Consider the following 24,089-nt stretch of genomic DNA (forward strand, 5'->3'; position numbering starts at 1 on the left):
AGTTTGTCTTCTCTCTTCTTAATGAACTCACCCTCAAGGTGTGCTGCGTATTCTACTCATTTCACTCTCAGTGTCAAACACTTTCTGCATTTTTTTATAAAATATCTTGATTAATCTTTTTAATTTTCAATTGAGACAACATATATTAATGTAAGACATGATGTTAAAAATGCAATCTTTGGTCTTAAATTAATTTTTTGCAGGTCTGGCTATTCCTCTTTTTTTTTGCTAATCTCCGCAATTCAACTATGGTGGCTCTATTGGTCCCTTCGCGGCGATAGATCGTGAACCCCGTCAGGCCCGGAAGGGAGCAGCGGTAGCGATTGATTCGAGCGCCGAAGTGTGGCTCTTAGAGCTGCCACCCAACGTACGAAAACATAATATGAGCTATCTGGCACTTGCCCGCAAATGGAGACCACGTACTTTTTCTGAGCTCGTTGGACAAGATCATATTAAAAGCGCATTAATCAATGCACTCAATCAACAGCGTTTACACCATGCCTATCTTTTTACAGGAACACGTGGTGTAGGAAAAACAAGTATTGCGAGGATTTTAGCAAAATCACTCAATTGTGAACAAGGTATTAGCTCTAAACCCTGTTTGCAATGCGACACATGCTGCGCCATTGAACAAGGTCGCTTTATTGATCTGATTGAAATTGATGGTGCATCAAAAACGCGTGTTGAAGACACGCGTGATTTACTGGATAACGTACAATACCTTCCCACTAGTGGCCGCTTCAAAATTTATTTAATTGACGAAGTACATATGCTATCGCAACATAGTTTTAATGCACTGCTCAAAACACTAGAAGAACCACCAGCACATGTTAAATTTATTTTAGCGACCACTGATCCACAAAAATTACCAATTACTGTCTTATCGCGTTGCTTACAGTTTAATTTGAAGCATTTAACTTCTGAATTGATTGGTCAGCAGTTACAACTCATTCTTAGAGAAGAGCGATTCGATTTTGAAATACAAGCTGTTGACATATTAGCTCAAGCAGCCCGTGGCAGCATGCGTGATGCACTAAGTCTTTTAGATCAAGCCATTGCTGGCTGCGCTACTCAATTAAATGCACGTGATGTTAAAATGCTCTTAGGCTATACTCAACAGGATTATGCCCTGCAATTACTTCACGCCTTGGCAGATCAAAATGCGTCTCTGTTATTAAAAATCAGTCACCAAATTTCTCTTGAAGGAGGGCAATTCCAATATGTCCTGGATGAGCTTCTGAATTATCTTCATCAAATAGCGATCTACCAAAACGTAGGTGACATCAACCCTTTAATTAATCCTTCCTCAGAAATACAAAATCTTGCTCATCACATTTCAGCTGAAGATACTCAATTATTTTATCAAATTGGACTTAAGGGACGAGAGGAAATACATCTCGCCCCAGAATTAGTTATTGGTTTTAACATGACACTTTTACGTATGCAAACTTTTAGGCCTGTTTCTAAAGTGGCCCGTCCTTCTTTAGCTTCCTATCAGAATAGCTTACCTCTGCAACAACCGTCTGCCCCAAAAGTGCAAGCAACTATAAGTCCTCCTAAAATGCATGCAGAAGAGAACGCACCTAGTGCTATTACTCCAACTATGAAAGATAGCGATAACAGTCCACACGCTATTCATCAAGAGACTAAAGACTGGCCAAGAATTATTTCAGATCTTAAACTGACGGGCTTAGCACTGAACGCGGTTGAAAACGCAGAACTCATCGCAAAAGAAGGTCGAGAAATCTTGTTGCGTGTAGCTAAAGGACATCAATCCCTTTTTACACCAACAGTACTTACTCGGCTTGAACGTGCATTAAGTCAATATTATCAACATCAGGTCAAAATTACTCTAAACAGTGATGGGTCTGTTCAAGCTTCCCCAGCCCAACAAAAGGAACAAATAATGCAACAAAAACAAAAAAATGCGGAGCGTGCATTACTTAATGATCCTGTATTCCAGCAACTTCAGCAAGAATTTTCAGCTGAATTGGTCAAAAATTCTATTGTCTCATTAAAAGATGACTTGTAATATATGCGATTTAACCCTAAACCTATGAGGTCCTAACAAATGGATATGAATCAAAATCTTGGTAATCTAATGAAAGAAGCGCAAAAAATGCAACAACGCATGCAAGAAGCGCAACAACAATTAAGCCAATTAGTTGTTAGCGGTGAAGCAGGCGGCGGCATGGTGATGATTAAAATGAATGGTCGACATGATGCAACTGAAGTGAAAATAAAACCATCCATGATGGAAGAGGATGTAGAAATGCTCGAAGATTTAGTGGCAGCAGCTATTAATGATGCCGTACGAAAAATTGAAAAAGCGTCTAAAGAAAAAATCAGTCAATTAACTGCTGGCCTTAATATTCCTACTGATTTAATGGGCGGTGATAAGGGCGATAAGGAATAACCCTAAGCATGGATATTTTAACTCGCTTGGTCGAAGCACTCCGCTGTCTTCCAGGCGTAGGCCCAAAATCCGCCCAACGCATGGTTTTTCACTTGCTCCAATATCAAAGACAGCGAGGATTGCATCTTGCTTCTTGCTTAGAGCAAGCAATGAATCAAATACAGCATTGCGAACGTTGTGCTAATTATACAGAACAAAACCTTTGTGCTATCTGTCAAAATCCAGATAGAGATGCCTCCCTTCTCTGTGTAGTGGAAAGTCCGGCTGATGTATCCGCTATAGAACAAAGCAATGCCTTCCACGGTAAATATTTCGTCCTTATGGGAAAAATCTCTCCACTTGATGGATTAGGACCCGATGACATAGGGTTACCGCAACTTAAAAAGCTTATCGTTCAAGAAAGTATTAAAGAAGTAATATTAGCGTTGAGTCCTAGTGTAGAAGGACAAACCACCATTCACTTTATTCATCAGCTTTTACGTGATCAGCCAGTAAATATGACTCAATTGGCGCATGGCATACCTTCGGGTGGAGAATTAGAGTTTTTGGATGGTAATACTATAGGAAACGCTCTTCGCAACAGAGCAATAATTCATGTTTAAAACAGTATGTCGTAACAAGTATATGGAAGTCTTACGGAAACTCACAACAAAGAGACTGCTGCGAGAAGACAGGAAGCGCAAAACCGAAGTGTACACGCAGTCGCATGCAAATTCGAGTGCCATCTCGATAAAGCGATATTCCTCTGTAGTAAAATTTCCAAAGAAATCTATTATTATATTGATGCTACTCTTTACAGGTCTAGCAAACGCATCTTTTTCAAAAAATTTATGGCCTAAGTGGGAAGTAAATAATCCATTATCACATGAAGTGATTGATCATCAACTTTGGCAAACTTTTCTAAACCGTCGTATTGTCAGTAATGAAGAAAACATCAACCTTGTTGATTATAACCATATGACTCAGATAGATTTAAACTTATTAAAAGATTATTTAAAAAGCATGTCAGAAATCAATATTGATAATTACAACCGTAATGAACAACTCGCTTATTGGATTAATATTTATAATGCCTTAACAGTACAAATTGTCGCTAACTATTACCCTATTACTACCATTCAAGAAATTAATATTTCTCCGGGTTTATTCAGCGTTGGTCCTTGGGGCGCTAATCTAATCACCATAAAGAACACTCCTTTGACTCTAGATGATATCAATAATCGTATTATTAGAGCAATTTGGAACGAACCTCGTACTCATTATGCTTTAAATAATGCCACCATCGGGGCTCCAAACATAAGTAGAAAAGCATATCAGGGAAATAAGTTAGAAGAACAATTAAATCAAGCAGCTACAACCTATATTAACTCACTTAGAGGAGTACATGTTGTCGAAGGGAAACTCATAATCTCTAAGATCTATGAATGGTATGAAGAAGATTTTGGCGGCACCAAACAAGATGTAGTTTTTCATTTATTAATATTTGCTAAGGAGCCTTTGCAAAGCCAACTAAAGCATATTAATAGCGTTGATGGTTATATCTATAATTGGCATATTAATAGCCCTACTACCGACCTCTAATGAAAAAAATTTCTAGACTTACCCTATTTTTTACATTTTAAGATCTATAATTGACATATAAATATAAATAGCCGTACTAAGATTGCCAATGAAAAAAGCCGTATTGTCTTATTTTACTTACTTCCTCTTATTCAATTTATGTTTCTTTGTTTTACAATTAGCATTGGTGTACAACAATAACAGCAGTTTTGTGAATGCGATAAAACTTCCAGCACAAATTTGGGTAGAATTAATCGCAACGTTCATGATTCATCTTACTCTTTATATACTGTTATCATTTTTTCAAACGCTTCTGCTTATTGGCATACTAAAACGTCCCTGGCATCATTTTTCTACTCAGCAGTGGATAATTATTATTTGGACTCTCACTGTTTGCGCCATTCTGAGCGCTAATAGTTACTATTTTCCACTGAGTATATTTAGCAAACTGTTTTCACCACCTATACCCGAATCATTTATGCTTGTTGTATTAGTTATTTCGGTATTAGGATTAGGTTTTCTAATCATTAACAGCCTCCTTTATCGAAAGTGTTTGTATCCATTAGCAGTTATTGCCATTCTTCCTTTAATTTTGAACCTGACTCATAGCCAACCCATTCACCCACAGTACAGTGAAAAACCCAATATAATCCTATTAGGAATAGACTCATTAAGTCCAGACAGTGTTAATTCTAAAAGCATGCCTTTTTTTTCTAAATTAGTGAATCAAAGTACTCAATTTACTGATTCAATCAGCCCCTTGGCAAGAACTTATCCAGCATGGTCTAGTATTTTAACTGGGTTATACGCAGAACATCATCATGGAGAGGAAAATCTAGTAGCCAAAGATATGGTCAAAAGTGAATCAAGCATTGCCTGGATACTCAGAAAACAAGGATATACTACTATTTATGCTACCGATGACAGACGATTTAATAACATTGACAAGGAGTTTGGGTTTCAAGACATAATTGGCCCTAAGATTGGAATTAATGATGTTATTCTTGGAACGTCTAATGACTTACCACTCTCTAATTTATTAATCAATTTTCGAATTAGCTCCTGGCTATTTCCGTATAATTACAGTAGTCGCGCTAGCTTTTTTTCTTATTACCCACAAACTTTTACGACTAAATTAAAACATGACCTCTCCTCAGAGGTACGCAGTATGCCTATTTTTCTGGGAGTTCATTTCACACTTCCACACTGGCCTTACGCATGGGCGTCTTCCTTACCCGAGCAAGTCAATAATGAATTTAGCCTTGAGAACAGAGATATTCTGTATCAGCAATCTTTAAAGAAAGTTGATCAACAATTTGAAGCATTCTTTATGTACTTACAAGAGCATCATTATTTGGACAATTGTCTCCTTATTGTATTAAGCGATCATGGAGAAGTGCTCTATCATCCCAACTCTCGATTAACCAATTACTCTAATTATCAGGGCACGCTTCCCAGTAAATTTGCAGAGTATCTCAAAGAGAAAACTGCTACTGATCTAAATAAAAGCGCCGGTCATGGCTCTGATATATTAAGTCCTAAACAATATCACAATGTATTAGCGTTCAGAATTTATAAAAATGGGCAAATAATTACGAAAGATGACAAAATTGATACACGTGTTGCGTTAATTGACCTATCACCTACCATTCTCGATTTTCTGCATCTCAAAAACAAACAAAAAATGGATGGAATTTCTTTACTTCCTGCAGTACTTAATCCTAACCACGCATTACCAAACCGAACTTTTTTTATCGAAAGCGGAATATTTCCTAACCAGAAATTATCAAAAGAAAAGTCCATAAAAATTGGGCACTTATTTTATATGGTAAATCCTGAAACCGGCGAACTTGAAATTAAGCCCAACAAACTTCAATATTTTGAGGAACAAAAACTCTATGGAATAATCAAAAATAATTGGGTGCTCGTTCTTTACCCCGACGATAAAAATTATATTCCCGTTATTCAAAATCTCACAACAGGGGCATGGGATGATGATCTGAAAAGCAACTTTGCAAAAACCTCGCCAGCTTCTCAAATGTACCAACAACTTCATAAGTTTTATGGAAACAAACTATTTTTGCCTTTGCCTTAACTCGAAAATGCTAGTCCTAGATAAGGCAGTTAGTCCGTATCAAGTAAGTAGAACTTCTCGGCTTTTTCTTGAATAATCCTAAATTCGGCAGTTGAATCTACTACGTGTGCCGAATTTAGGATAATATGCTTTGAATATGGTGTAATGGAGTAAAAAATGAATCGTGGAGGCTTTTCCTGGAAAAGACTTATTGGTATTTCTGCTTTGAAAGCTAAAATCTCAAGAAAGATTGGCATCCCACTCACGCAATCGGGCAGACAAAGAAAATTAGGTGCGCTTATCATTAAATTCTTACGTACAATTTTCTTAGAAAAGAAAAAAAACAGAAATTAACTTCTCAATAGAAAATGATTTCTCGAACTTACGATAGGATCGAAAATAATTGCAAGTAGACAATAAACTTGCCAAAATTATGTATAAATATCATGCCTAAATCTAGAGAATTGAATGCCACAATCGAGCTATCTGCTATTTATCGATGAAGATCCGGTCAGCGAAGATCTAAAAAATTACTTTGCGCAATTTAATATAAAGATAGTTCAAAAAAATCAATTTAATCCGATGCAAAATATATCAGGAATACCTATTGCCATTCTAATTCATTGCTCGATGTTAAAAAATGAGCCGCAGATGATCCATCAATTTTATACAAACTATCCAGTTCCTTTATTAGTAATTAATGATACAGTAGATGAAGAAGCATGTATTAAGTCCCTTGAAGCAGGTGCTGATGATTTCATCGTAAAACCACTTCATTCAAGAGAACTTCATGCACGGATTAGCGCTATTAATCGGCGTGTTTTAAGAGCACAACAACACATTGAGCATGAAAAAGAAGTTCTTATTTTTTCCAACTGGAGACTTTATCCTGCTTCCAGGCAAGTTTTTCGTGACGATCACCAAGAGTTATTATTAAGTGCTGGTGAATACGATTTATTACTGACTTTTGTTCAACAACCTCAACGAGTCTTAGACCGAGAACTTTTGTTGCAAATTACTAAAAATAGCGATCTGAATCCTTTTGATCGAAGAATTGATGTCCAAATAAGCAGACTTCGTCAAAAAATAGAGCTCGATGCAAAAAAGCCAGCATTAATTAAAACCATTCGCAATGGGGGTTATATATTTACTGCACAAGTCATAGCATTAAAAGAGAGCGATATAAAATCTTGACCTTTTTAAAGCGTACAGGTGTACTGATGTCTCATTTTTTTGCTGTAAAAAGGTCAACAATTTGCGGCTTTTTGCCTGTTTTAAACATCTTCACACTTTTAATCGTATTATCACCTACTTTTAATACTTCAATACGATAATTTTCTAGGGTTAAGCATGATTCTGCTGGAGGAATATAGCCAAGATATTCAACAATTAAGCCACTTAACGTTTTTGGTCCAATATGCGGTAATTGCCATCCCATTAATCGATTTAAATGGCGTAAGGTTAAACCTCCATCCACAATAACGGAACCATCATTTTGAGGAGTGATGTCTCGGCTTAATGCCGCTACATCTGTAGTAAACTCACCTACAATTTCTTCAAGAATATCTTCCATGGTGACTAATCCTTGAATATTTCCATATTCATCAACTACAAAAGAACTGCGCTTTTTCATTTTCCTAAAATTTAACAGCTGAACATTTAATGGAGTAGCTTCCGGAATATAATAAGGCTCATCTGCTGCATGCAATAAGGTATTAAGATCTAATTTATCTTCTATGGCCAGATTTAATACATCGCGCATGTGAATCATTCCTACTAAATCATCTACTGAATCGCGATATAAGGGGAGTCTGGTATGCTTTGCAGTCTCTAATTGCTCCAATATTTCTGACCAAGGTTTTTCGATATCGATCCCCACAATCTCTGATTTAGGAATCATAATATCTTCTACTGTGGCTGTTTCTAAATCTAAAAGACTAATTAACATACTTTTATGCTCAACAGGTAATAATCCTCCTGCTTCATGCACTACAGAACGTAACTCTTCACCTGTCAATAATTCCTTTTGCATTTTATCTACTGAAACACGAAATATGCGTAAAACTCCATTAGACATTAAACTGCTCACATAGACTAAAGGAGCAAAAATCAATTGCAAAATTCTTAATGGCAGAGACGTAACAAATGCAACTTGTTGAGGATGAATTGCCGCAAATGTTTTAGGAATCATTTCAGAAAACACTAATATGACTAATGTTAATAAGGCTGTAGCTACAGCTATTCCTACATCGCCATAAAGGCGTTGACCAATTAAAGTTGCTATTGTTGAGGCAAAAATATTAGCCAATGTATTGCCGATTAACACAACACTTAGTAATCGGTCGGGACGCGCGAGGATCTGATTCACTCTAATGGCTTGTTTATTTCCCTTCTTAACTAGATGTTTTAATTTGTACCGATTAATAGACATCATTCCGATTTCAGTACCAGCAAAAAAAGCAGCCAATAAGATTAAAAATAATAATAGAATGAATAGAGTAGAAAGTTGAAGTTCCACCGAGTTTCCTTAAGCTTTTAGAACAGAAAATAAAGTAACACATGGTTTGCAAGAAAGCGAGATGAGGAGTAAGTCTGGAAAATCGAGTTAGGTTATTGATGGCTTTTTCTATCCCACAAATCAGACGCTACTGACGCGCATGATTTTCCTGGCGGGTGAGAACGAGTCAAACTTACATTATCAACTGTATTATCTCCATTTATTTACATGCCGTGACAGCCGTATAGCAGCAGTCGACTTCTATTAGAAAAACTACTGCTAAACTCACGTTATTTAGAAATCATATTATAAATACTGATGGGTAAAAACATAAAAGTAAATAATGCTTTTTCTATCATCTTAAAGTATATTTTCTTCCATCCTGCTGCTAAAGCATAATTCTGACTGAATTTCTTAAACCAAGGCCACTCCGAAATTCGAAAATGATCTTTAAAACCACAAAAGAAGTGTCCTGTTAAATACCCATAAAGATGAAAAAATTTATTTGGATAAAAAACATAGGTAGCAGAAGTTGAAGGCTCAAGATAAGTTGTATAATGCCAACAGTTTCTTGGCATGAATAACATATCACCCTTCTCAAGAACTACTTGATATCCTTCAGCTTTATTTATTCTTGGAAACTTTTTGCTGATAAAATCCTTAGGGTGACCAAAGTCAATAAAGCTATTACTTATGAAAGGAAGTTTATAAATATTATCGCTTTGGTCTTGGGTGAATAATAATAACTCTTTTTTTCCGCTTAAGCATAAATGAAGATTACAACAATGCTCTCGATCATAATGCATCTCTGTATGAGCTCCATTTCCACCAAAATAATATCCTACCTTATAATCTTTATTAAAAAATCTTGGCCTTAAAGGAAATTTTTGCCAAAGCGGCACGTGGCATTCTATTTTTGCAGATTCATTTCTAGAGAAAATTTGGGAAAAAATTCGATACGGTTTATTTTCTTTTATTGCAATGAGCGCCTCTTTTAATTCATTGCTTTGATTGTCAACATGGATATTATTTTCAAAAACACTGTATATTGTTTTTCCACTAAAACGCTCAATAAAATAATCCAAAGAAAATTTATCGGTGAAATTTTTTATTTTAATTAACATAGGCTCTTTTGAGTTATATAAAATTTTCATTATTAATTCTTCATAACCATATTCATATTCTAATACTCTAATTTTTTTGAGCTGCATTTTTTACTCCAAAACATCCTTAACATCAATATTTAATCATGCAGATCATTATTTGTACAATTGATTGTATTCATATACGATATGAAAAATTTGAATAATAATGGTTAGGGTGTGTTGACAATTGTCAACACACCCAATTACATCTTGTTAAAGTGGCTTTGTTGCTAGGTAATTGGAAACAGTTGATGAGTGAAATTAGGCCTAATTCTTCTAGATACATAAACGCTTTAGCATCAGTTCGATGCCGCTCTACAATACTAAAAATTGTTCCATCTGAGCAGGCATACGTATATCCGATCATCCTGCGTTACAACCTTATTTTTTCTCATTAAAACGCGCAACGCTGGATAAAATTTCTTTAAAAGCCTCATCAGGACCAACCCAACCATCAAGTTTCACCCATTTTCCTTCTTCTAAGTCTTTGTAATGACTGAAAAAGTGTTCTACTGAGCGCAATAAATGCTGCGGCAATTGTTCATAAGATTGAATGGATTCATAAATTTTGGTCAACTTGTTCGTTGGGACAGCCAGAATTTTCGCATCAATACCAGATTCATCGGTCATTCTCAACATTCCTACAGCTCGGCATGGAATCACAGATCCGCCCACTAAAGGTACTGGAGTTACAACTAATACATCTACCGGATCTCCATCCTCCGATAAAGTCTGCGGAACATAACCATAATTAGCGGGATAAAACATGGGTGTTGTTAAAAAACGATCAACAAATAATACTCCGGATTCTTTATTCATTTCATACTTTACAGGTTCACTGTGCATAGGAATTTCAATAACCACATTAATTTCTTTTGGTAAATCCCGGCCACTACTAATTTTCATTAAACTCATTGACTCCCCCTCCCTTTAATAATCGAATAAAAATTAAACAAACTCTCACGCCTTAAAATTCTTTGTGAAAGGTACATAAGGCGGCTATTATGCGAAAAATCGTCCCAAAAGGCAAAGATAAGCTGTTGTAATATAAGTAAGCAATGTATAATGGGCTATTTTAATTAAAATGAGATTGCTTATGAATTGCTTGTTTTGCAAAATTGCACAAAGTGCAATCCCTGCATCAGTAGTTTTTGAAGATGATGAGATAATGGCGTTTCGTGATCTAAACCCGCAAGCTCCTAAACATGTGCTAATAATACCAAAGCAGCATGTTTCTACACTGAATGATACCAGTGATGAACACCAAGCCCTGTTGGGAAAAATGATGTTAAGCGCAAAGAAAATTGCTCAAGCTGAAGGAATCAGTGATTCAGGTTATCGATTAGTTCTTAACATCAATTCTGACGGTGGTCAAACAGTATTTCATATTCATTTACATTTACTGGGCGGACGTCCTATGACTTGGCCGCCAGGTTAGGAATTACTATGGAACAATTATATAAAGATCTATTAGAACGAATTGGTGAAGATGTAACTCGTGAGGGATTGTTAGATACTCCAGCCCGTGCTGCAAATGCGATGCATTATTTGACTAAAGGCTATAAAGAAAATCTTGAAGACATCATCAATGATGCTCTATTTGAATCAGATATGAGCGAAATGGTTATAGTAAAAGAAATAGAAATGTATTCTATGTGTGAACACCATTTGCTGCCATTCCTTGGCAAATGCCATGTTGGGTATCTTCCTCACGGAAAAGTAATTGGTTTATCTAAAATTGCACGTATCGTTGATTATTATGCAAGACGGTTACAAATTCAAGAACGCTTAACCACAGAAATAGCAAGTTGTATTGAATCCATTACTGGAGCACGTGGGGTTGCCGTAGTTATTGAAGCAAAGCATCTTTGTATGATGATGCGTGGCGTTGAAAAACAAAACTCTGTAATGACAACTTCTGTTATGCTTGGTGACATGCGTAATAATCCAACAAGTAGAGCAGAGTTTTTAACTTTAATTCATGGAAAATAAAACATCGAAAGTACTTGGTTACGTTCCCCACCAAGAAGTGCACATCTTAGCGAAATCTCCCCAAGTTTCTTTGAACAAAAGATTATATATAGCCCGTTTGTTAACAAACGGGAGCATTCATTAATGGTACTAAGTTAATCGCTTTTTTTGAGTAAACTTTTCACATATCGACTTCCGAGGTTTGTCCCCCGGGTCCAGAAATCTCACGCTAGGATTAGATCTCTGGATCTTGTGGGCATGCCACGGAAAGTAAGTATGGGCCTTAACTTAGTGCCAGTAGAGCATACATCAATATGCGAGGCCTCTGGAGTGTTCTTTTCCAAGAGCCCTCAAGTTCAGACTTGCAGTGCACATAAGAGGTGAGCGCGCCTAGAACTACTCTTCCTCATGCCCTTCATGAAGATTCTCTACCGCTGATGTCTCATGATTGCTTTCTTCAACAAGAGTCACTGCTTCTTCACTTTGTTGTGGTTTATCTTTCCATTCGAGCTTCACTCGACCTTGTTTATCAATACCTGCAACAAAAACTTCTATCTCCTGTCCTTCTTGTAAAACAGCGTCCACCTTTTGCGTTCTATCACTACAAATTTGCGAAATGTGAAGCAACCCATCCTTTCCAGGTAAGAGATTAATAAACGCACCAAAATCAACTATCTTACTCACTTTACCTTGGTAAGTTTGACCCACTTCAATTTCGGCAATTAAAGATTTAATTTGCTTTTGTGCTTCTTCTAATGCTTTCAAATCAGGTGAAAATAATTGCACCATACCTGTATCATCTATATCTATAGAAACACCAGTGCTATCAATGAGACTTTTAATGGTTGCACCACCTTTCCCGATGATCGTACGAATCTTATCTTCAGCAACCTTCATGGTGCTAATTCTAGGAGCATGTTGTGATAACTCTTCTCTGTGCTCTGCTAATGCATTATTCATTACCCCAAGAATATGCAGACGCCCCTCTAAAGCTTGATCTAAAGCTTGTTCCATAATTTCATTGGTAATCCCCTGAATTTTAATATCCATTTGTAATGCAGTAATGCCATGTTCTGTGCCTGCTACCTTGAAATCCATATCACCTAAATGATCTTCATCGCCTAATATATCTGTGAGCACTGCATAACGATCACCTTCTTTGATCAAACCCATTGCAACCCCAGCAACAGGTGCTTTGAGTGGTACACCTGCATCCATAAGCGCCAAACTTGTACCACAAACTGTAGCCATTGAGCTGGATCCATTAGATTCAGTAATTTCTGAAACGACTCTGAGTACGTAAGGAAATTCATTTGCCTCAGGCAAAACTGCCATAATCGCACGTTTTGCTAAACGACCATGACCGATTTCTCGACGCTTAGGACTACCAATCATGCCCGTTTCTCCAACTGAATAAGGAGGAAAATTGTAATGGAGCATAAATCGATCTTTTGTTTCACCAGCGATGTTATCAAGCATTTGCGCATCCCTTTCATTCCCTAAAGTAGCAACAACTATGGCTTGGGTTTCACCACGAGTAAATAAAACAGAACCATGTGTTCTTTCTAAAAGCTTTGTACGGATAGCAATTGGACGCACTGTTTTACGATCACGACCATCAATACGCGGCTCTCCGTCAAGTATCCGATTACGTACTGTGGCACTCTCGATCTCAACGAACATAGCACCAATAACATCTGCATTTAACTCTTCATTTTCCGCCTGCAAAGCAGTAACTGTCTGTTCTTTTAATTCTGCCAAACGTTGATATCGTTCTTGCTTATCTTTGATAAGATAAGCGGCTTCTACTTGATGTTTTACCATATCAGCCACACGTGACTGCAAATTAACATCTACTTCAGGAGGAGCCCAATCCCAACGAGTTTTTCCTCCTTGTGTTGCCAGCTCCTCTATGCCTTTAATCACGCTCTTCATCATTTCATGACCGAACATGATTGCTCCTCGCATAATGTCTTCACTCAATTCTTTTGCTTCTGATTCAACCATCAAAATAGCATCTTTAGTCCCAGCCACGACTAAATCTAATTTAGATTGTTCTAAATCTTTGCGGCTTGGATTTAATAAATAAATACCATCTTTGTAACCAACACGTGCAGCACCTATTGGCCCATTAAATGGAACACCAGAAAGAGCTAAAGCGGCAGAGGATGCCACCATTGCCACGATGTCTGGTGACACTTCAGGATTTAATGACAGGACTGTAGCAATTACTTGCACTTCGTTACAAAAACCTTCAGGAAATAGAGGTCGAATTGGGCGATCAATGAGTCTAGAAATTAAAGTTTCATGATCAGTAGGCCTTCCTTCCCGTTTGTTAAATCCCCCAGGTATTTTTCCTACTGCATAAAACTTTTCCTGGTAATTTACTGTCAGAGGAAAAAATCCATTTCCTTCACCACCATCTTTTTTACCCACTACAGTAGCTAACACTTGAGTACCATTCATACTGGCAAGAACTGCTCCATCAGCTTGTCGTGCTACTTCACCAGTTTCTAATATAAGAGTGTGGTCACCAAATGCTATTTCTTTTGTAAACTTCGCCACGTAAGCTCCCTCATTAAGTAATTATAACGAAAAAAAGGCGCAGAAAATTGCGCCTTTATTTAAAGTATTTTGTTTTATGAACACATTTCTAAAGAAATGTTTTTGCTCACTAATCAATAAGAATCTCTCAATTCTAATGATTGAATTAATGTTTGATAGCGAGCTTCATTTTTGCGCTTTAAATATTTTAACAATTTACGACGTTTATTGACTAGTTCTTGAAGTCCACGTCGAGAATGAAAATCTTTTTTATGTTCTTTAAAATGTTCGGTTAAATATTTGATACGGTTTGTAATAATAGAAACCTGAACTTCAGGCGAACCAGTATCTTTATCAGAACGTTGGTATTTCTTTACAATTTCTGCTTTATCCGCGCTGTTTAGCGACATTATACACTCCTGGGACTACTATGTATTCATTCAAAGGCGAACATTCTACCAAGGCCAAGTCAATGAAACAAGTACTGAAAATTAATTTTGTGCAAAAAATTCGATTCATACTTTCAACACAAGAACAAAATTTAAAAAGAAAGCAGTCGTTTCGCCTTAATAGTACCGTTAGGACTTCGTTCACCTAACCCAATAAATTGTGCTCTCATGTCATAAAGACGAACACAATCAGCCAATTCAACACCTATTTTATTTGTGATTGTTCTACCCTGACGAATAGTAATCACTTCATCGTCCACAAGTGTCACTTGCTCCAGATAGGCAACAGCCCTATCTATAGGAATTAAACAAGCTTTTCTTTCGGTCAAAGACATTGACTCTAATTCATCAAGCGAATACATAGGCATATCATTTAAACCTGCTGTATACACTCGATGCAAGTGAGTCACATGCGCTCCTATGCCTAAGGCATCTCCAATATCTTCTACAAGATTACGGATATAAGTCCCTTTACTACAAGTTACTGTCAATGAAAACTGTGTTCCATCAAATTTATCAAGCGTTAACTCGCTAATCAAAATTTCTCGAGCTGTGCGCTCAATATTGATCCCTTTTCGCGCAAAGCAATAAAGCGGAGTGCCCTGATGCTTTAACGCAGAAAACATGGACGGAACCTGCTTTATGAGTCCCTTATGTTGCTCTAATACCTCGACTAATTGTTGTTCAGAAATTGTAAAAGTATCAACGCATGCAATTACATCTCCTGTTGCATCAGCAGTATTCGTTTTAATACCTAGCAAACCCGTAGTTTGATAACACTTATCTGCCTCAAGCAAAAACTGACATATTTTTGTTGCCTCACCAAAACAGATGGGTAACATGCCAGTAGCAAGAGGATCTAAACTCCCAGTATGCCCTGCTTTTTTAGCGCCAAATAATCTTTTTGCTTTTTGTAGCGCATAGTTAGAAGTTATTCCTTGCGATTTATTAAGTAAAAGAATTCCATTAATTATTGTTGTTGATGATGAACTAGTCACTTTCATGATTATCTGGAGGAGCCACTTTATCGATTAGGCGACTCAGTCGTTGTCCGTACTCTATTGATTCATCGTAAACAAAATGAAGTTGAGGTACTGTACGTAAGGTAATACTACGTGCTAAAGCACTGCGTAAATAGCTTGATGCTGCATTTAAAATAGATGTAACCATTTCTCGGTCATCATTAAGCACAGTAAAATATACTTTAGCATGTCCCAAATCAGCAGCAACCTTCACTGCTGATATAGTCACAAACCCAGTTAGTCGTGGGTCTTTAACTTCTTTCGGAATAATCTGAGACAACTTTCGCTGAATCATTTCAGCAACTCTGTCTGTACGTTTAAAATTATGGCTCATCTTTATAAATCACGTTTAATTTCTACTGTTTCATATACTTCAATTAAATCACCTGGTTTTACGTCATTGTAATTTTTCACTCCAATACCGCATTCAAATCCTTGACGAACTTCAACGACATCATCCTTAAATCGTCGTAAGGACTCTAAGGTACCTTCGTAAATAACTACATTAGCTCGCAATACGCGAATCGGATTATTACGCTTAATCACCCCTTCTACAACCATACAACCAGCAATTGCACCAATTTTGGGCGATTTAAATACATCACGAACTTCAGCAATACCAATAATTTCTTCTTTAAATTGTGGTGCGAGCATGCCTGATAAAGCACCTTTAATTTGATCAACAATATCATAAATAACGCTGTAGTAGTGTATTGAAACAGATTCATGTTCGGCAAGTTTCTTGGCACTACTATCTGCCCGAACATTGAAACCAATCAAAATTGCATCAGACGCTATAGCAAGATGTACATCAGACTCAGTAATACCGCCAACACCGCTAGAGATAACGGCAACCTTGACTTCATCAGTAGATAACTTCACTAAAGCATCTGAAATAGCTTCAAGAGAGCCTTGAACATCTGCCTTAAGTACAACATTAAGTACTTTAGATTCTCCAGCAGCCATATTCTCCATGATGCCTTCAATAGTTGACTTCTGGCGTCTTGCTAATTTTACATCACGGAATTTGCCTTGACGGAATAGAGCAACCTCTCTAGCCTTTTTCTCATCAGACACTACTACAGCTTCGTCTCCTGCATGAGGAATTGCCGATAAGCCGAGTACCTCTACAGGAATTGAGGGGCCGGCACTATCTGTCATATCACCATTATCACTTACCAAAGCTCGCACACGACCATATTGGAAACCAGCAAGGAGAGTATCGCCTTTACGCAAGGTACCACTTTGCACCAATACAGTAGCAACTGGACCTCTACCTTTATCTAAACGCGATTCAATAACCACACCTTTTGCAGCGCCATCTGTAATTGCAGTAAGCTCTAAAACTTCTGATTGTAATAATATTGAATCGAGAAGATCGTCAATACCCATTCCTGATTTCGCAGAAATATTTACAAACATAGTATCACCACCCCACGCTTCCGGAATCACTTCATGAACAGTCAATTCGTTCATAACACGCTCAGGATCAGCATCAGGTTTATCCATTTTATTAATAGCAACAATTATAGGTACCTTTGCTGCTTTTGCATGCTGTATTGCCTCTATGGTTTGTGGTTTCACACCATCATCTGCCGCAACAATCAAAATAACGATATCAGTCACTTTAGCTCCACGAGCTCGCATTGCTGTGAATGCAGCATGGCCTGGAGTATCTAAGAATGTAATCTCACCCTTTGGAGTACTTACATGGTATGCACCAATATGTTGTGTGATACCTCCTGCTTCACCCGAAGCAACTTTCGTACGGCGAATATAATCAAGTAACGAAGTTTTTCCATGATCGACATGTCCCATAATAGTCACTACAGGAGCTCTAGATTCGCGATGACTTCCTTCAGTAATAGACTCACCCAAGCCTGCTTCGATTGCATCTTCTTTAATAACACGTGCTTTATGACCCATTTCTTCAACAATAATAACTGCAGTTTCTTGATCTATCACTTGGTTTATGGTGGCCATTGCGCCAAGTGACATCATCACTTTTATTACTTCTGCAGCTTTTACTGACATTCTTTTTGCCAACTCAGCAACCGTAATTGTCTCAGGAATCAAAACTTCTCTTACTACTGGTGCAGTTGGTAAAGCAAAACCATGTTTTAAAGATTCTTCAGCCTCTCGATATTTATCTGATTTCTCTGTACCCTTACGTTTTTTAAACTTACTACGGCCACTGCGTCTATGAACCTCTTGCTCCTCTTCATCACGATCGTACGTTTGGTATTTAGGTTTTTTCTTAGCTTTTCTGAAATCAGATGAATCGGATTCAACCCCCTGGTCTGCATGTTTCTTTTTACTTTGCTTTTCAGGTTTATGCTCTTCTTTTAAGGAGAGTTCAGCCATTTCTTCGAGTGTAGAAGTTTCTTCCGAAACATCTGTAGTCGAGGTCTCTACAAATTCTTCTACTTTTTCTTCTTGGGGACTTTCTTCCTTTGACTCTTGGTGCTGCTCCGTTTCAGTGAATACAGTTTCAACCGGTTCTGTAAGTTCTATAGATTCTGTAGGTGCGGTAAGTTCTGTTGTAGAGGAGGTTTCAAGCACAATCTCTGCCGGCTGCTGCTCAGGCACTGCCACTTTTTCTTCAGCGGCCATGGACGCTTCAGGCTCAGGTTGTTCTATTACTGAACTTCGCTTAACAAAAACTTTCTTTTTACGAACTTCAATATTAACCGTTTTTCCGCTATAAGCATCATGCCCAATAGTAACTTGCGATAAACTTTTTCGTCTTAAAGTAATTCTTTCAGGTGAAACATTTGTATCACGCAAAGAAGTTTTCTTCAGGTGATTGAGAAGAATCCGTTTTTGCTCTTCATTCACAGTTTGTTGATCATCTTTAAAAGATAATCCTGCTTCCTGTAACTGGTTCAATAGGCGCTCAACCGGAATACCAACAACTTGAGCTAATTGTTTAACCGTCACATCCGCCATATTTTAATCCCCTTTCAGCAGTAACATTATTATCTGCATATCATTTGTACTACAATATTATCAAAAATCCATGGCTCTATAAAAACCATGGCTCTCTAGCCTTCATAATTAAAGCAGCGGCCTTGTCTTCTGTCATGCCTTCAATTTCTAATAACTCATCTACCGATTGCTCCGCTAAATCCTCCATAGATGTAATTCCTCGAGCTGCTAATTGATTAGCGAGATCGTGAGTCATTCCTTCCATTTCGAGCAGAGAATCGTCAGGTAGGCCAGATAAATCTTTATTGGTAGAAAGAGCCATTGTAAGTAAGTTATCGTTTGCTCTATTCCTTAGCTCTTCAACGATTTCTTCATCAAATTCTTCTATGGCCAAGAGCTCTTCTTTGGGCACATAGGCAATCTCTTCAAGTGAAGAAAAACCATGTGCTACTAATAATGCAGCTATTTCTTCATCAATTTCCAGTGCGGAAGTAAATAGCTTAATAATTTTACTTGATTCTTCTATGTTCTTATTTTCAAATTCGTCTGTAGTCATTACATTCAAAGTCCAGCCTGTTAATTGACTGGCTAAACGAACGTTTTGACCATTTCTACCGATAGCTTGCGATAACTGCTCCTTCTCTACAGCAAGATCCATAGTATGTGTATCTTCATCAACAACGATGGAAGATATATCTGCTGGAGCCATTGCATTTATAACTAATTGAGCTGGATTATCATCCCATAAAATAATATCGACTCGTTCACCACCAAGTTCACTCGAAACCGCCTGAACACGAGCGCCGCGCATACCGACACAAGCACCTACTGGGTCAATCCGGCCATCGTTAGTTTTAACTGCGATTTTCGCTCTATTTCCTGGATCACGAGCAGCAGCCTTAACTTCAATAACATTTTCACCAATTTCGGGTACTTCAATGCGAAAAAGCTCAACAAGCATTTCGTTACGAGTTCGACTAACAAATAATTGAGGGCCGCGAGCTTGCGGTGTTATTTCATATAAATAAGCACGTACCCTATCATTTGGACGAAACATTTCATGTGGAAGCATTTCTGTGCGCGGTAAGAAGGCTTCGGCTTTTCCACCGAGATCAATAATAATGTTGTCTCGAGTTACTTTTTTTACCGTACCATAAATCAGCTGTCCTAGTTTGCTTCTAAACTGATCAATTACTAGCTCACGCTCTGCTTCTCTAACTTTTTGCATAATCACTTGACGAGCAGCTTGAGCTTCAATTCGGCCAAACTCAATAGAAGGAATTGATTCTTCGATACGATCACCTACAGTTGCAGAGGGATTACGTACTTTTGCTTGCTCTACAGTGAGCTGGCGATCTGGATATTCGAGATCATCATCATTAACTACATCCCAATATCTAAAAGTTTCATAGTCACCAGTGCGTGAATCTAATTTAATTCGTACACCAATGTCTAATCCAAAGATCTTGCGAGTTGCAGACTCCAATGCGGCCTGAATGGCAAGTATAATAACGTCCTTACTTACACCCCTCTCGTTTGATAACGCCTCTGCAACCAGTAACAATTCTTTGCTCATTGTTCGCCTCTCTATACTGTCAAACTTGCTTTCACAATATTTGAAAAAAGTAATTCTTGATCTTCATTGTTTAGATTAAGCACCACAGAAGTTTCAGATACTGAAACTATAGTACCAATCATTTTACGTTTACCGCCAACTGGCTTAAAAGTTTTTACCTGAATCTCATGCCCTAAATAGCGTTGATATTGCCAACTTTTAAATAGAGGCCTAGGAATACCAGGAGATGATACTTCTAAACTATAATTTCCTTGAATTGGATCTTCTACATCAAGTAACGCACTTACTTGATGGCTTACTGCTTCACAGTCATCTATTGTTATTCCATCTGCTTTATCGATATATATTCGTAATAAAGAATGCCTACCTTGTGAAAGATATTCACATCCCCAAAGTTCATAGCCCATATCAGCAAGTGTAGGAGCTAATAAATGTTCCAATTCATCTTGTATCATAATATTTATAAATTTCAAAAGGCATATTTGCCTAATACAAATACAGTATAGTAGCCTTGCTGAAGAGAAAGCATTTCATTTGGAAATATTCTAAAGTAGAAATTCCGTAGAATGACTTTATTTTTCAGGGCTACTATTTTCTTAGTGCAATTACAAATTAACATAATCCTAAAAAACTGAATTTACTGCGAGTGATTGTATGTTTGCTAATTTCGCTGTAATTCAACTGCGTTTTTAAGATAATAAAAAACCCCATAAATGGGGTTCTAAATAAGTGGTAGCGGGGGCAGGATTTGAACCTACGACCTTCGGGTTATGAGCCCGACGAGCTACCAGGCTGCTCCACCCCGCGTCAACTGATGGCAAGTATACTGAGACTCTTCATTCTTAGCAAGTACTTTCGTTCAAGTTTGTTAATAAAATGAGTTCTGCATCAAAAAAATGAATTTCTAATGCAGATATTAGGGTATGTTAGATCAAGCAGCAAACGCATTAATACACGTCGCAATTAAAGCCCCAGGAAAAATACCCAAGTAAAGTAGCGACAAGCAGTTGAACGAAAAAATCAAAACATTACCTTTATTCACAATCACAGGCTCATGATGAGTTGGCTTATCGAAGTACATTAATTTAACAATACGCAAATAATAATAGGCACCGATAACCGTAAAGAATAAACCTACTACCGCAACCCAAGTCATTTGTGCATCGACTAAGGCTTTAAGCACAAGTAATTTAGTAAGAAATCCAACTGTAGGTGGAACACCAGCCATTGAAAACATAATGATTAGCATCATAAATGCAAGCCAAGGACTTCTTTTACTCAGTCCTTTTAAATCATCGACATTATCAATTTCCATCCCTTGGTTTGACATTAAAACAACAAGACCAAACGCAGCTGCTGAAGTAATTGAATAAACTACGATATAATAAAGAGCGGCTGAATACCCTGATGCACTTGCAGCCAGAATACCAAATAAGGCATATCCTATGTGCGAAATTGCTGAATAAGCAAGTAATCGCTTGATACTAGTTTGAACTACCGCAAACAAATTTCCTAATCCTGTCGAAAGCAGCGTGATCACTAACAATATTTGTTGCCATTGCGAACTAATATCTATCAAACCAATGGTAAGCAACCTAAACGTCATACCAACTGCAGCTATTTTCGGTGCGGCACTGATAAATAAGGTAACTGAGCTCGGTGCTCCTTGATATACATCAGGAGCCCACATATGAAAAGGTACCGCAGCCAATTTAAAAGCTATTCCTGACAAAATAAAGACCAAAGCAAAAGCTAATAATGCATTTTGTTGGTGCCAATTTGCAGCAATCGCATTAGCAACATCTAATAAATCTAACTTCCCTGTAGCGCCATAAATTAATGACATGCCGTATAAAAGCATAGCTGATGCGATGGAGCCCATGACAAAATATTTCATTGCCGCTTCAGAGGAATCACCATCTGTTCTCCTAATGGCTGTCATAGCGTACAGAGGCAATGATAATAATTCTAGCCCTAGAAAAACAGTTAATAATGAATGAGCTGAAACAAGAAGCATCATGCCTAGAGTAGAAAACAAACCTAATACATAATAATCGCCAGATGGCATCTGACGCTCATCTATATAGTTTCTTGAATATATAAAGCTAAGTAAAACAGTAAGATAAATAAAAAACTTCATTATATGAGCAACGTCATCACTAATAAATAAACCATTTAAAGTAATGACTTTATACATTCCAATATAAAGAAAGCTAACCAAAGTAGCGATAATCAATCCAATGCAGGATATAAAATAAGCAATTGATTTATATCTATGTCTTAAAAATAAATCGGTAAGCAATGCGATACATGCTGTAGCCAACACAACCATTTCTGGAAGAGCTACATGGATATTTTCAAGTAATGCTGTCATATTGATTAACCTTGATTACAGTTTTGATTGACTTGCTAATGCTAGAGTATGGCTTACTGTTTGATGGATATACTCTAACAATGGCTTAGGATAAACACCCATAGCAATTACTGCTAAAGCAAGCAACACGTAAGCACTTAACTCAAAGCCCGTAAGGTCTTTTAGCGCTGCAACCTTTTCATTAGCTACAGGACCAAAAATGACTCGTTTATACATCCAAAGGTTATAACCTGCTGAAGTAATTAACGTAGTTGCAGCCCAAAATGCGATCCAGAACCCCGCTTTGAGTGAGCCTAAAATTACCATAAACTCACCAACAAATCCTGAAGTTCCTGGCAGCCCGGCATTTGCCATACAAAAGAGCATAAAGAAGGAAGCAAACATAGGCATTGTATTCACAATTCCACCAAAGTCCGCTAATTGTCGGGTGTGCATACGATCATAAATATATCCAACACCAGCAAAAAGACCGCTGGAGACAAAAGCATGTGAAATCATTACAACAATTGCACCCTCTAATATTAAACCCGCTCCACTAAGACCTGATTGTTTCGCAATAGCAAAAATAGCAAAGGAACCTAGAGTCACAAAACCCATATGGGAAATTGAGGAATAGGCGATAAGTCGTTTCATATCCTTTTGAATGATTGCCACCAAAGCAATATAGACAATTGCAATTAAAGATAAAGCAATCATCACTCCTGCATAACGATTACATGCATCAGGGACTATGGGTAACGAAAAACGAATAAACCCGTAAGCGCCGAGCTTCAATAAAATTGCTGCTAAAACTACAGAGCCACCTGCAGGCGCTTCCGTATGGGCATCTGGCAACCAAGTATGAACTGGGAACATAGGAATTTTTATTGCAAAACCCAAGAAAAATGCAATGAAAATCAATGTTTGCGCAGTCATGCCTAACTTAATTGCATAAAAAGCTTCAATGTTGAATGTGCCAGCGATATATCCCATATACAAAAAGCTTGCTAACATTAACACCGAGCCTAAAAAAGTATACAAGAAAAACTTAATCGCAGCATAGACGCGATTATCAGAACCCCAAATACCAATAATTAGGTACATTGGAATCAATGTTGCTTCCCAAAACACATAGAATAAAATCGCGTCTAAAGCAGAAAATACGCCAACTAATAGACCCTGCATGATTAAAAATGCAGCTAGGTACTGGGAGACTCTACTGGTAATGCTTTCCCAAGTTGCTAAAATTACAATAAGATTGGTAAAAATGCTGAGTACAATGAGAAGCAAAGATAACCCATCGATACCTAAGCTATAACTAATCCCTAGAGCGGGCATCCACTGGAATACTTCTAAATATTGCATCCCTAGAGTTTTGGTATCAAAACCACCGACAAGAGGGATACAAAGCAGTAAGCAAAGTATTACCGTGAATAATGCTAAGTAGCGTGAAATATTCGGGTTACGATCATCTCCTACGAGAAGAACAAAAACACCGCCTATTATGGGTAACCAAACTAGTAAATTGAGCAAATAATGCATACCTTCACCCTA

Annotated in this window: 20 protein-coding genes, 1 tRNA gene, 1 other RNA gene and 2 pseudogenes; 10 read left to right on the plus strand and 14 right to left on the minus strand. The window is 37.5% G+C overall.

Going from position 1 to position 24,089, the window contains the following annotated elements:
• Positions 1 to 258: 258 nt before the first annotated feature.
• The 8 genes from ffs to Lgra_RS04855 all read left to right on the plus strand — a co-directional run bounded on the left by ffs (position 259) and on the right by Lgra_RS04855 (position 7,244).
• Positions 259 to 355: signal recognition particle sRNA small type (ffs, locus tag Lgra_RS17210), an RNA gene on the plus strand.
• A gap of 27 nt (positions 356 to 382) precedes the next feature.
• On the plus strand, positions 383 to 2,032 hold the full coding sequence (gene dnaX / locus Lgra_RS04830; RefSeq protein ID WP_058498147.1) for a DNA polymerase III subunit gamma/tau: 1,650 nt from the start codon (positions 383 to 385) through the stop codon (positions 2,030 to 2,032).
• Positions 2,033 to 2,071: 39 nt separating this feature from the next.
• Positions 2,072 to 2,416: a YbaB/EbfC family nucleoid-associated protein gene (locus tag Lgra_RS04835; protein ID WP_058498148.1), complete on the plus strand. Its 345-nt coding sequence runs from the start codon at positions 2,072 to 2,074 to the stop codon at positions 2,414 to 2,416.
• 8 nt (positions 2,417 to 2,424) lie between these two features.
• Entirely contained in the window at positions 2,425 to 3,018 is a 594-nt protein-coding gene (gene recR, locus Lgra_RS04840; RefSeq protein WP_058498149.1) for a recombination mediator RecR, read from the plus strand.
• Between the two features lie 181 nt (positions 3,019 to 3,199).
• Complete coding sequence (locus Lgra_RS04845) at positions 3,200 to 3,997, plus strand: DUF547 domain-containing protein (protein ID WP_058498150.1); 798 nt, start codon at positions 3,200 to 3,202, stop codon at positions 3,995 to 3,997.
• Positions 3,998 to 4,085: 88 nt separating this feature from the next.
• Positions 4,086 to 6,071 carry a sulfatase-like hydrolase/transferase gene (locus tag Lgra_RS04850; protein WP_058498151.1) on the plus strand — a complete coding sequence of 662 codons (1,986 nt, stop codon included), beginning with the start codon at positions 4,086 to 4,088 and terminating at the stop codon, positions 6,069 to 6,071.
• A 156-nt stretch (positions 6,072 to 6,227) separates the two neighbouring features.
• Positions 6,228 to 6,404, plus strand: a complete 177-nt coding sequence (locus Lgra_RS17975) for a hypothetical protein (RefSeq protein WP_165482865.1) — start codon at positions 6,228 to 6,230, stop codon at positions 6,402 to 6,404.
• A gap of 114 nt (positions 6,405 to 6,518) precedes the next feature.
• Complete coding sequence (locus Lgra_RS04855; RefSeq protein ID WP_058498152.1) at positions 6,519 to 7,244, plus strand: winged helix-turn-helix domain-containing protein; 726 nt, start codon at positions 6,519 to 6,521, stop codon at positions 7,242 to 7,244.
• A 31-nt stretch (positions 7,245 to 7,275) separates the two neighbouring features.
• Here the strand turns inward: Lgra_RS04855 and Lgra_RS04860 are convergent, their stop codons facing one another.
• The 3 genes from Lgra_RS04860 to ppa all read right to left on the minus strand — a co-directional run bounded on the left by Lgra_RS04860 (position 7,276) and on the right by ppa (position 10,607).
• Positions 7,276 to 8,568, minus strand: coding sequence for an HlyC/CorC family transporter (locus tag Lgra_RS04860; protein WP_058498153.1), 1,293 nt, complete (start codon positions 8,566 to 8,568; stop codon positions 7,276 to 7,278).
• A 269-nt stretch (positions 8,569 to 8,837) separates the two neighbouring features.
• Positions 8,838 to 9,758 (minus strand): cupin-like domain-containing protein, encoded by a 921-nt coding sequence (locus tag Lgra_RS04865; protein ID WP_058498154.1) that lies wholly within the window; start codon positions 9,756 to 9,758, stop codon positions 8,838 to 8,840.
• A gap of 315 nt (positions 9,759 to 10,073) precedes the next feature.
• A complete protein-coding gene (gene ppa / locus Lgra_RS04870) occupies positions 10,074 to 10,607 on the minus strand; it encodes an inorganic diphosphatase (protein ID WP_058498155.1) in 534 nt (177 codons plus the stop codon).
• A 181-nt stretch (positions 10,608 to 10,788) separates the two neighbouring features.
• Between ppa and Lgra_RS04875 the strand changes: the two genes are divergently transcribed.
• Complete coding sequence (locus Lgra_RS04875) at positions 10,789 to 11,130, plus strand: histidine triad nucleotide-binding protein (protein WP_058498156.1); 342 nt, start codon at positions 10,789 to 10,791, stop codon at positions 11,128 to 11,130.
• 8 nt (positions 11,131 to 11,138) lie between these two features.
• Complete coding sequence (gene folE / locus Lgra_RS04880) at positions 11,139 to 11,684, plus strand: GTP cyclohydrolase I FolE (RefSeq protein ID WP_058498157.1); 546 nt, start codon at positions 11,139 to 11,141, stop codon at positions 11,682 to 11,684.
• 375 nt (positions 11,685 to 12,059) lie between these two features.
• On the opposite strand, the gene pnp is transcribed toward folE, so the two are convergent.
• The 11 genes and pseudogenes from pnp to Lgra_RS04930 form a co-directional block, all read right to left on the minus strand.
• Positions 12,060 to 14,228 carry a polyribonucleotide nucleotidyltransferase gene (gene pnp, locus Lgra_RS04885; protein ID WP_058498158.1) on the minus strand — a complete coding sequence of 723 codons (2,169 nt, stop codon included), beginning with the start codon at positions 14,226 to 14,228 and terminating at the stop codon, positions 12,060 to 12,062.
• Positions 14,229 to 14,341: 113 nt separating this feature from the next.
• Positions 14,342 to 14,617, minus strand: a complete 276-nt coding sequence (gene rpsO / locus Lgra_RS04890; protein WP_058498159.1) for a 30S ribosomal protein S15 — start codon at positions 14,615 to 14,617, stop codon at positions 14,342 to 14,344.
• 131 nt (positions 14,618 to 14,748) lie between these two features.
• Positions 14,749 to 15,660 carry a tRNA pseudouridine(55) synthase TruB gene (gene truB / locus Lgra_RS04895; RefSeq protein ID WP_058498160.1) on the minus strand — a complete coding sequence of 304 codons (912 nt, stop codon included), beginning with the start codon at positions 15,658 to 15,660 and terminating at the stop codon, positions 14,749 to 14,751.
• Positions 15,647 to 16,012: a 30S ribosome-binding factor RbfA gene (gene rbfA / locus Lgra_RS04900; RefSeq protein WP_058498161.1), complete on the minus strand. Its 366-nt coding sequence runs from the start codon at positions 16,010 to 16,012 to the stop codon at positions 15,647 to 15,649. The genes truB and rbfA overlap by 14 nt, the downstream gene beginning before the upstream one ends.
• Before the next feature lie 2 nt (positions 16,013 to 16,014).
• Positions 16,015 to 18,030 (minus strand): annotated as a pseudogene (gene infB / locus Lgra_RS04905) (translation initiation factor IF-2); the annotation flags it as partial.
• A 266-nt stretch (positions 18,031 to 18,296) separates the two neighbouring features.
• A pseudogene (locus Lgra_RS18600) lies at positions 18,297 to 18,627 on the minus strand (translation initiation factor IF-2 associated domain-containing protein); the annotation flags it as partial.
• A 76-nt stretch (positions 18,628 to 18,703) separates the two neighbouring features.
• Positions 18,704 to 20,182, minus strand: coding sequence for a transcription termination factor NusA (gene nusA / locus Lgra_RS04910; protein WP_058498163.1), 1,479 nt, complete (start codon positions 20,180 to 20,182; stop codon positions 18,704 to 18,706).
• A gap of 11 nt (positions 20,183 to 20,193) precedes the next feature.
• A complete protein-coding gene (gene rimP, locus Lgra_RS04915; protein ID WP_058498164.1) occupies positions 20,194 to 20,637 on the minus strand; it encodes a ribosome maturation factor RimP in 444 nt (147 codons plus the stop codon).
• A gap of 275 nt (positions 20,638 to 20,912) precedes the next feature.
• Positions 20,913 to 20,989: transfer RNA gene (locus Lgra_RS04920), tRNA-Met, on the minus strand.
• 124 nt (positions 20,990 to 21,113) lie between these two features.
• On the minus strand, positions 21,114 to 22,556 hold the full coding sequence (nuoN, locus tag Lgra_RS04925) for an NADH-quinone oxidoreductase subunit NuoN (protein WP_058498165.1): 1,443 nt from the start codon (positions 22,554 to 22,556) through the stop codon (positions 21,114 to 21,116).
• 15 nt (positions 22,557 to 22,571) lie between these two features.
• Positions 22,572 to 24,077, minus strand: a complete 1,506-nt coding sequence (locus tag Lgra_RS04930; protein ID WP_058498166.1) for a complex I subunit 4 family protein — start codon at positions 24,075 to 24,077, stop codon at positions 22,572 to 22,574.
• Between the last annotated feature and the right edge of the window lie 12 nt (positions 24,078 to 24,089).

It is taken from the genome of Legionella gratiana (genome assembly GCF_001467695.1).
Classification (GTDB): Bacteria; Pseudomonadota; Gammaproteobacteria; order Legionellales; family Legionellaceae; genus Legionella; species Legionella gratiana.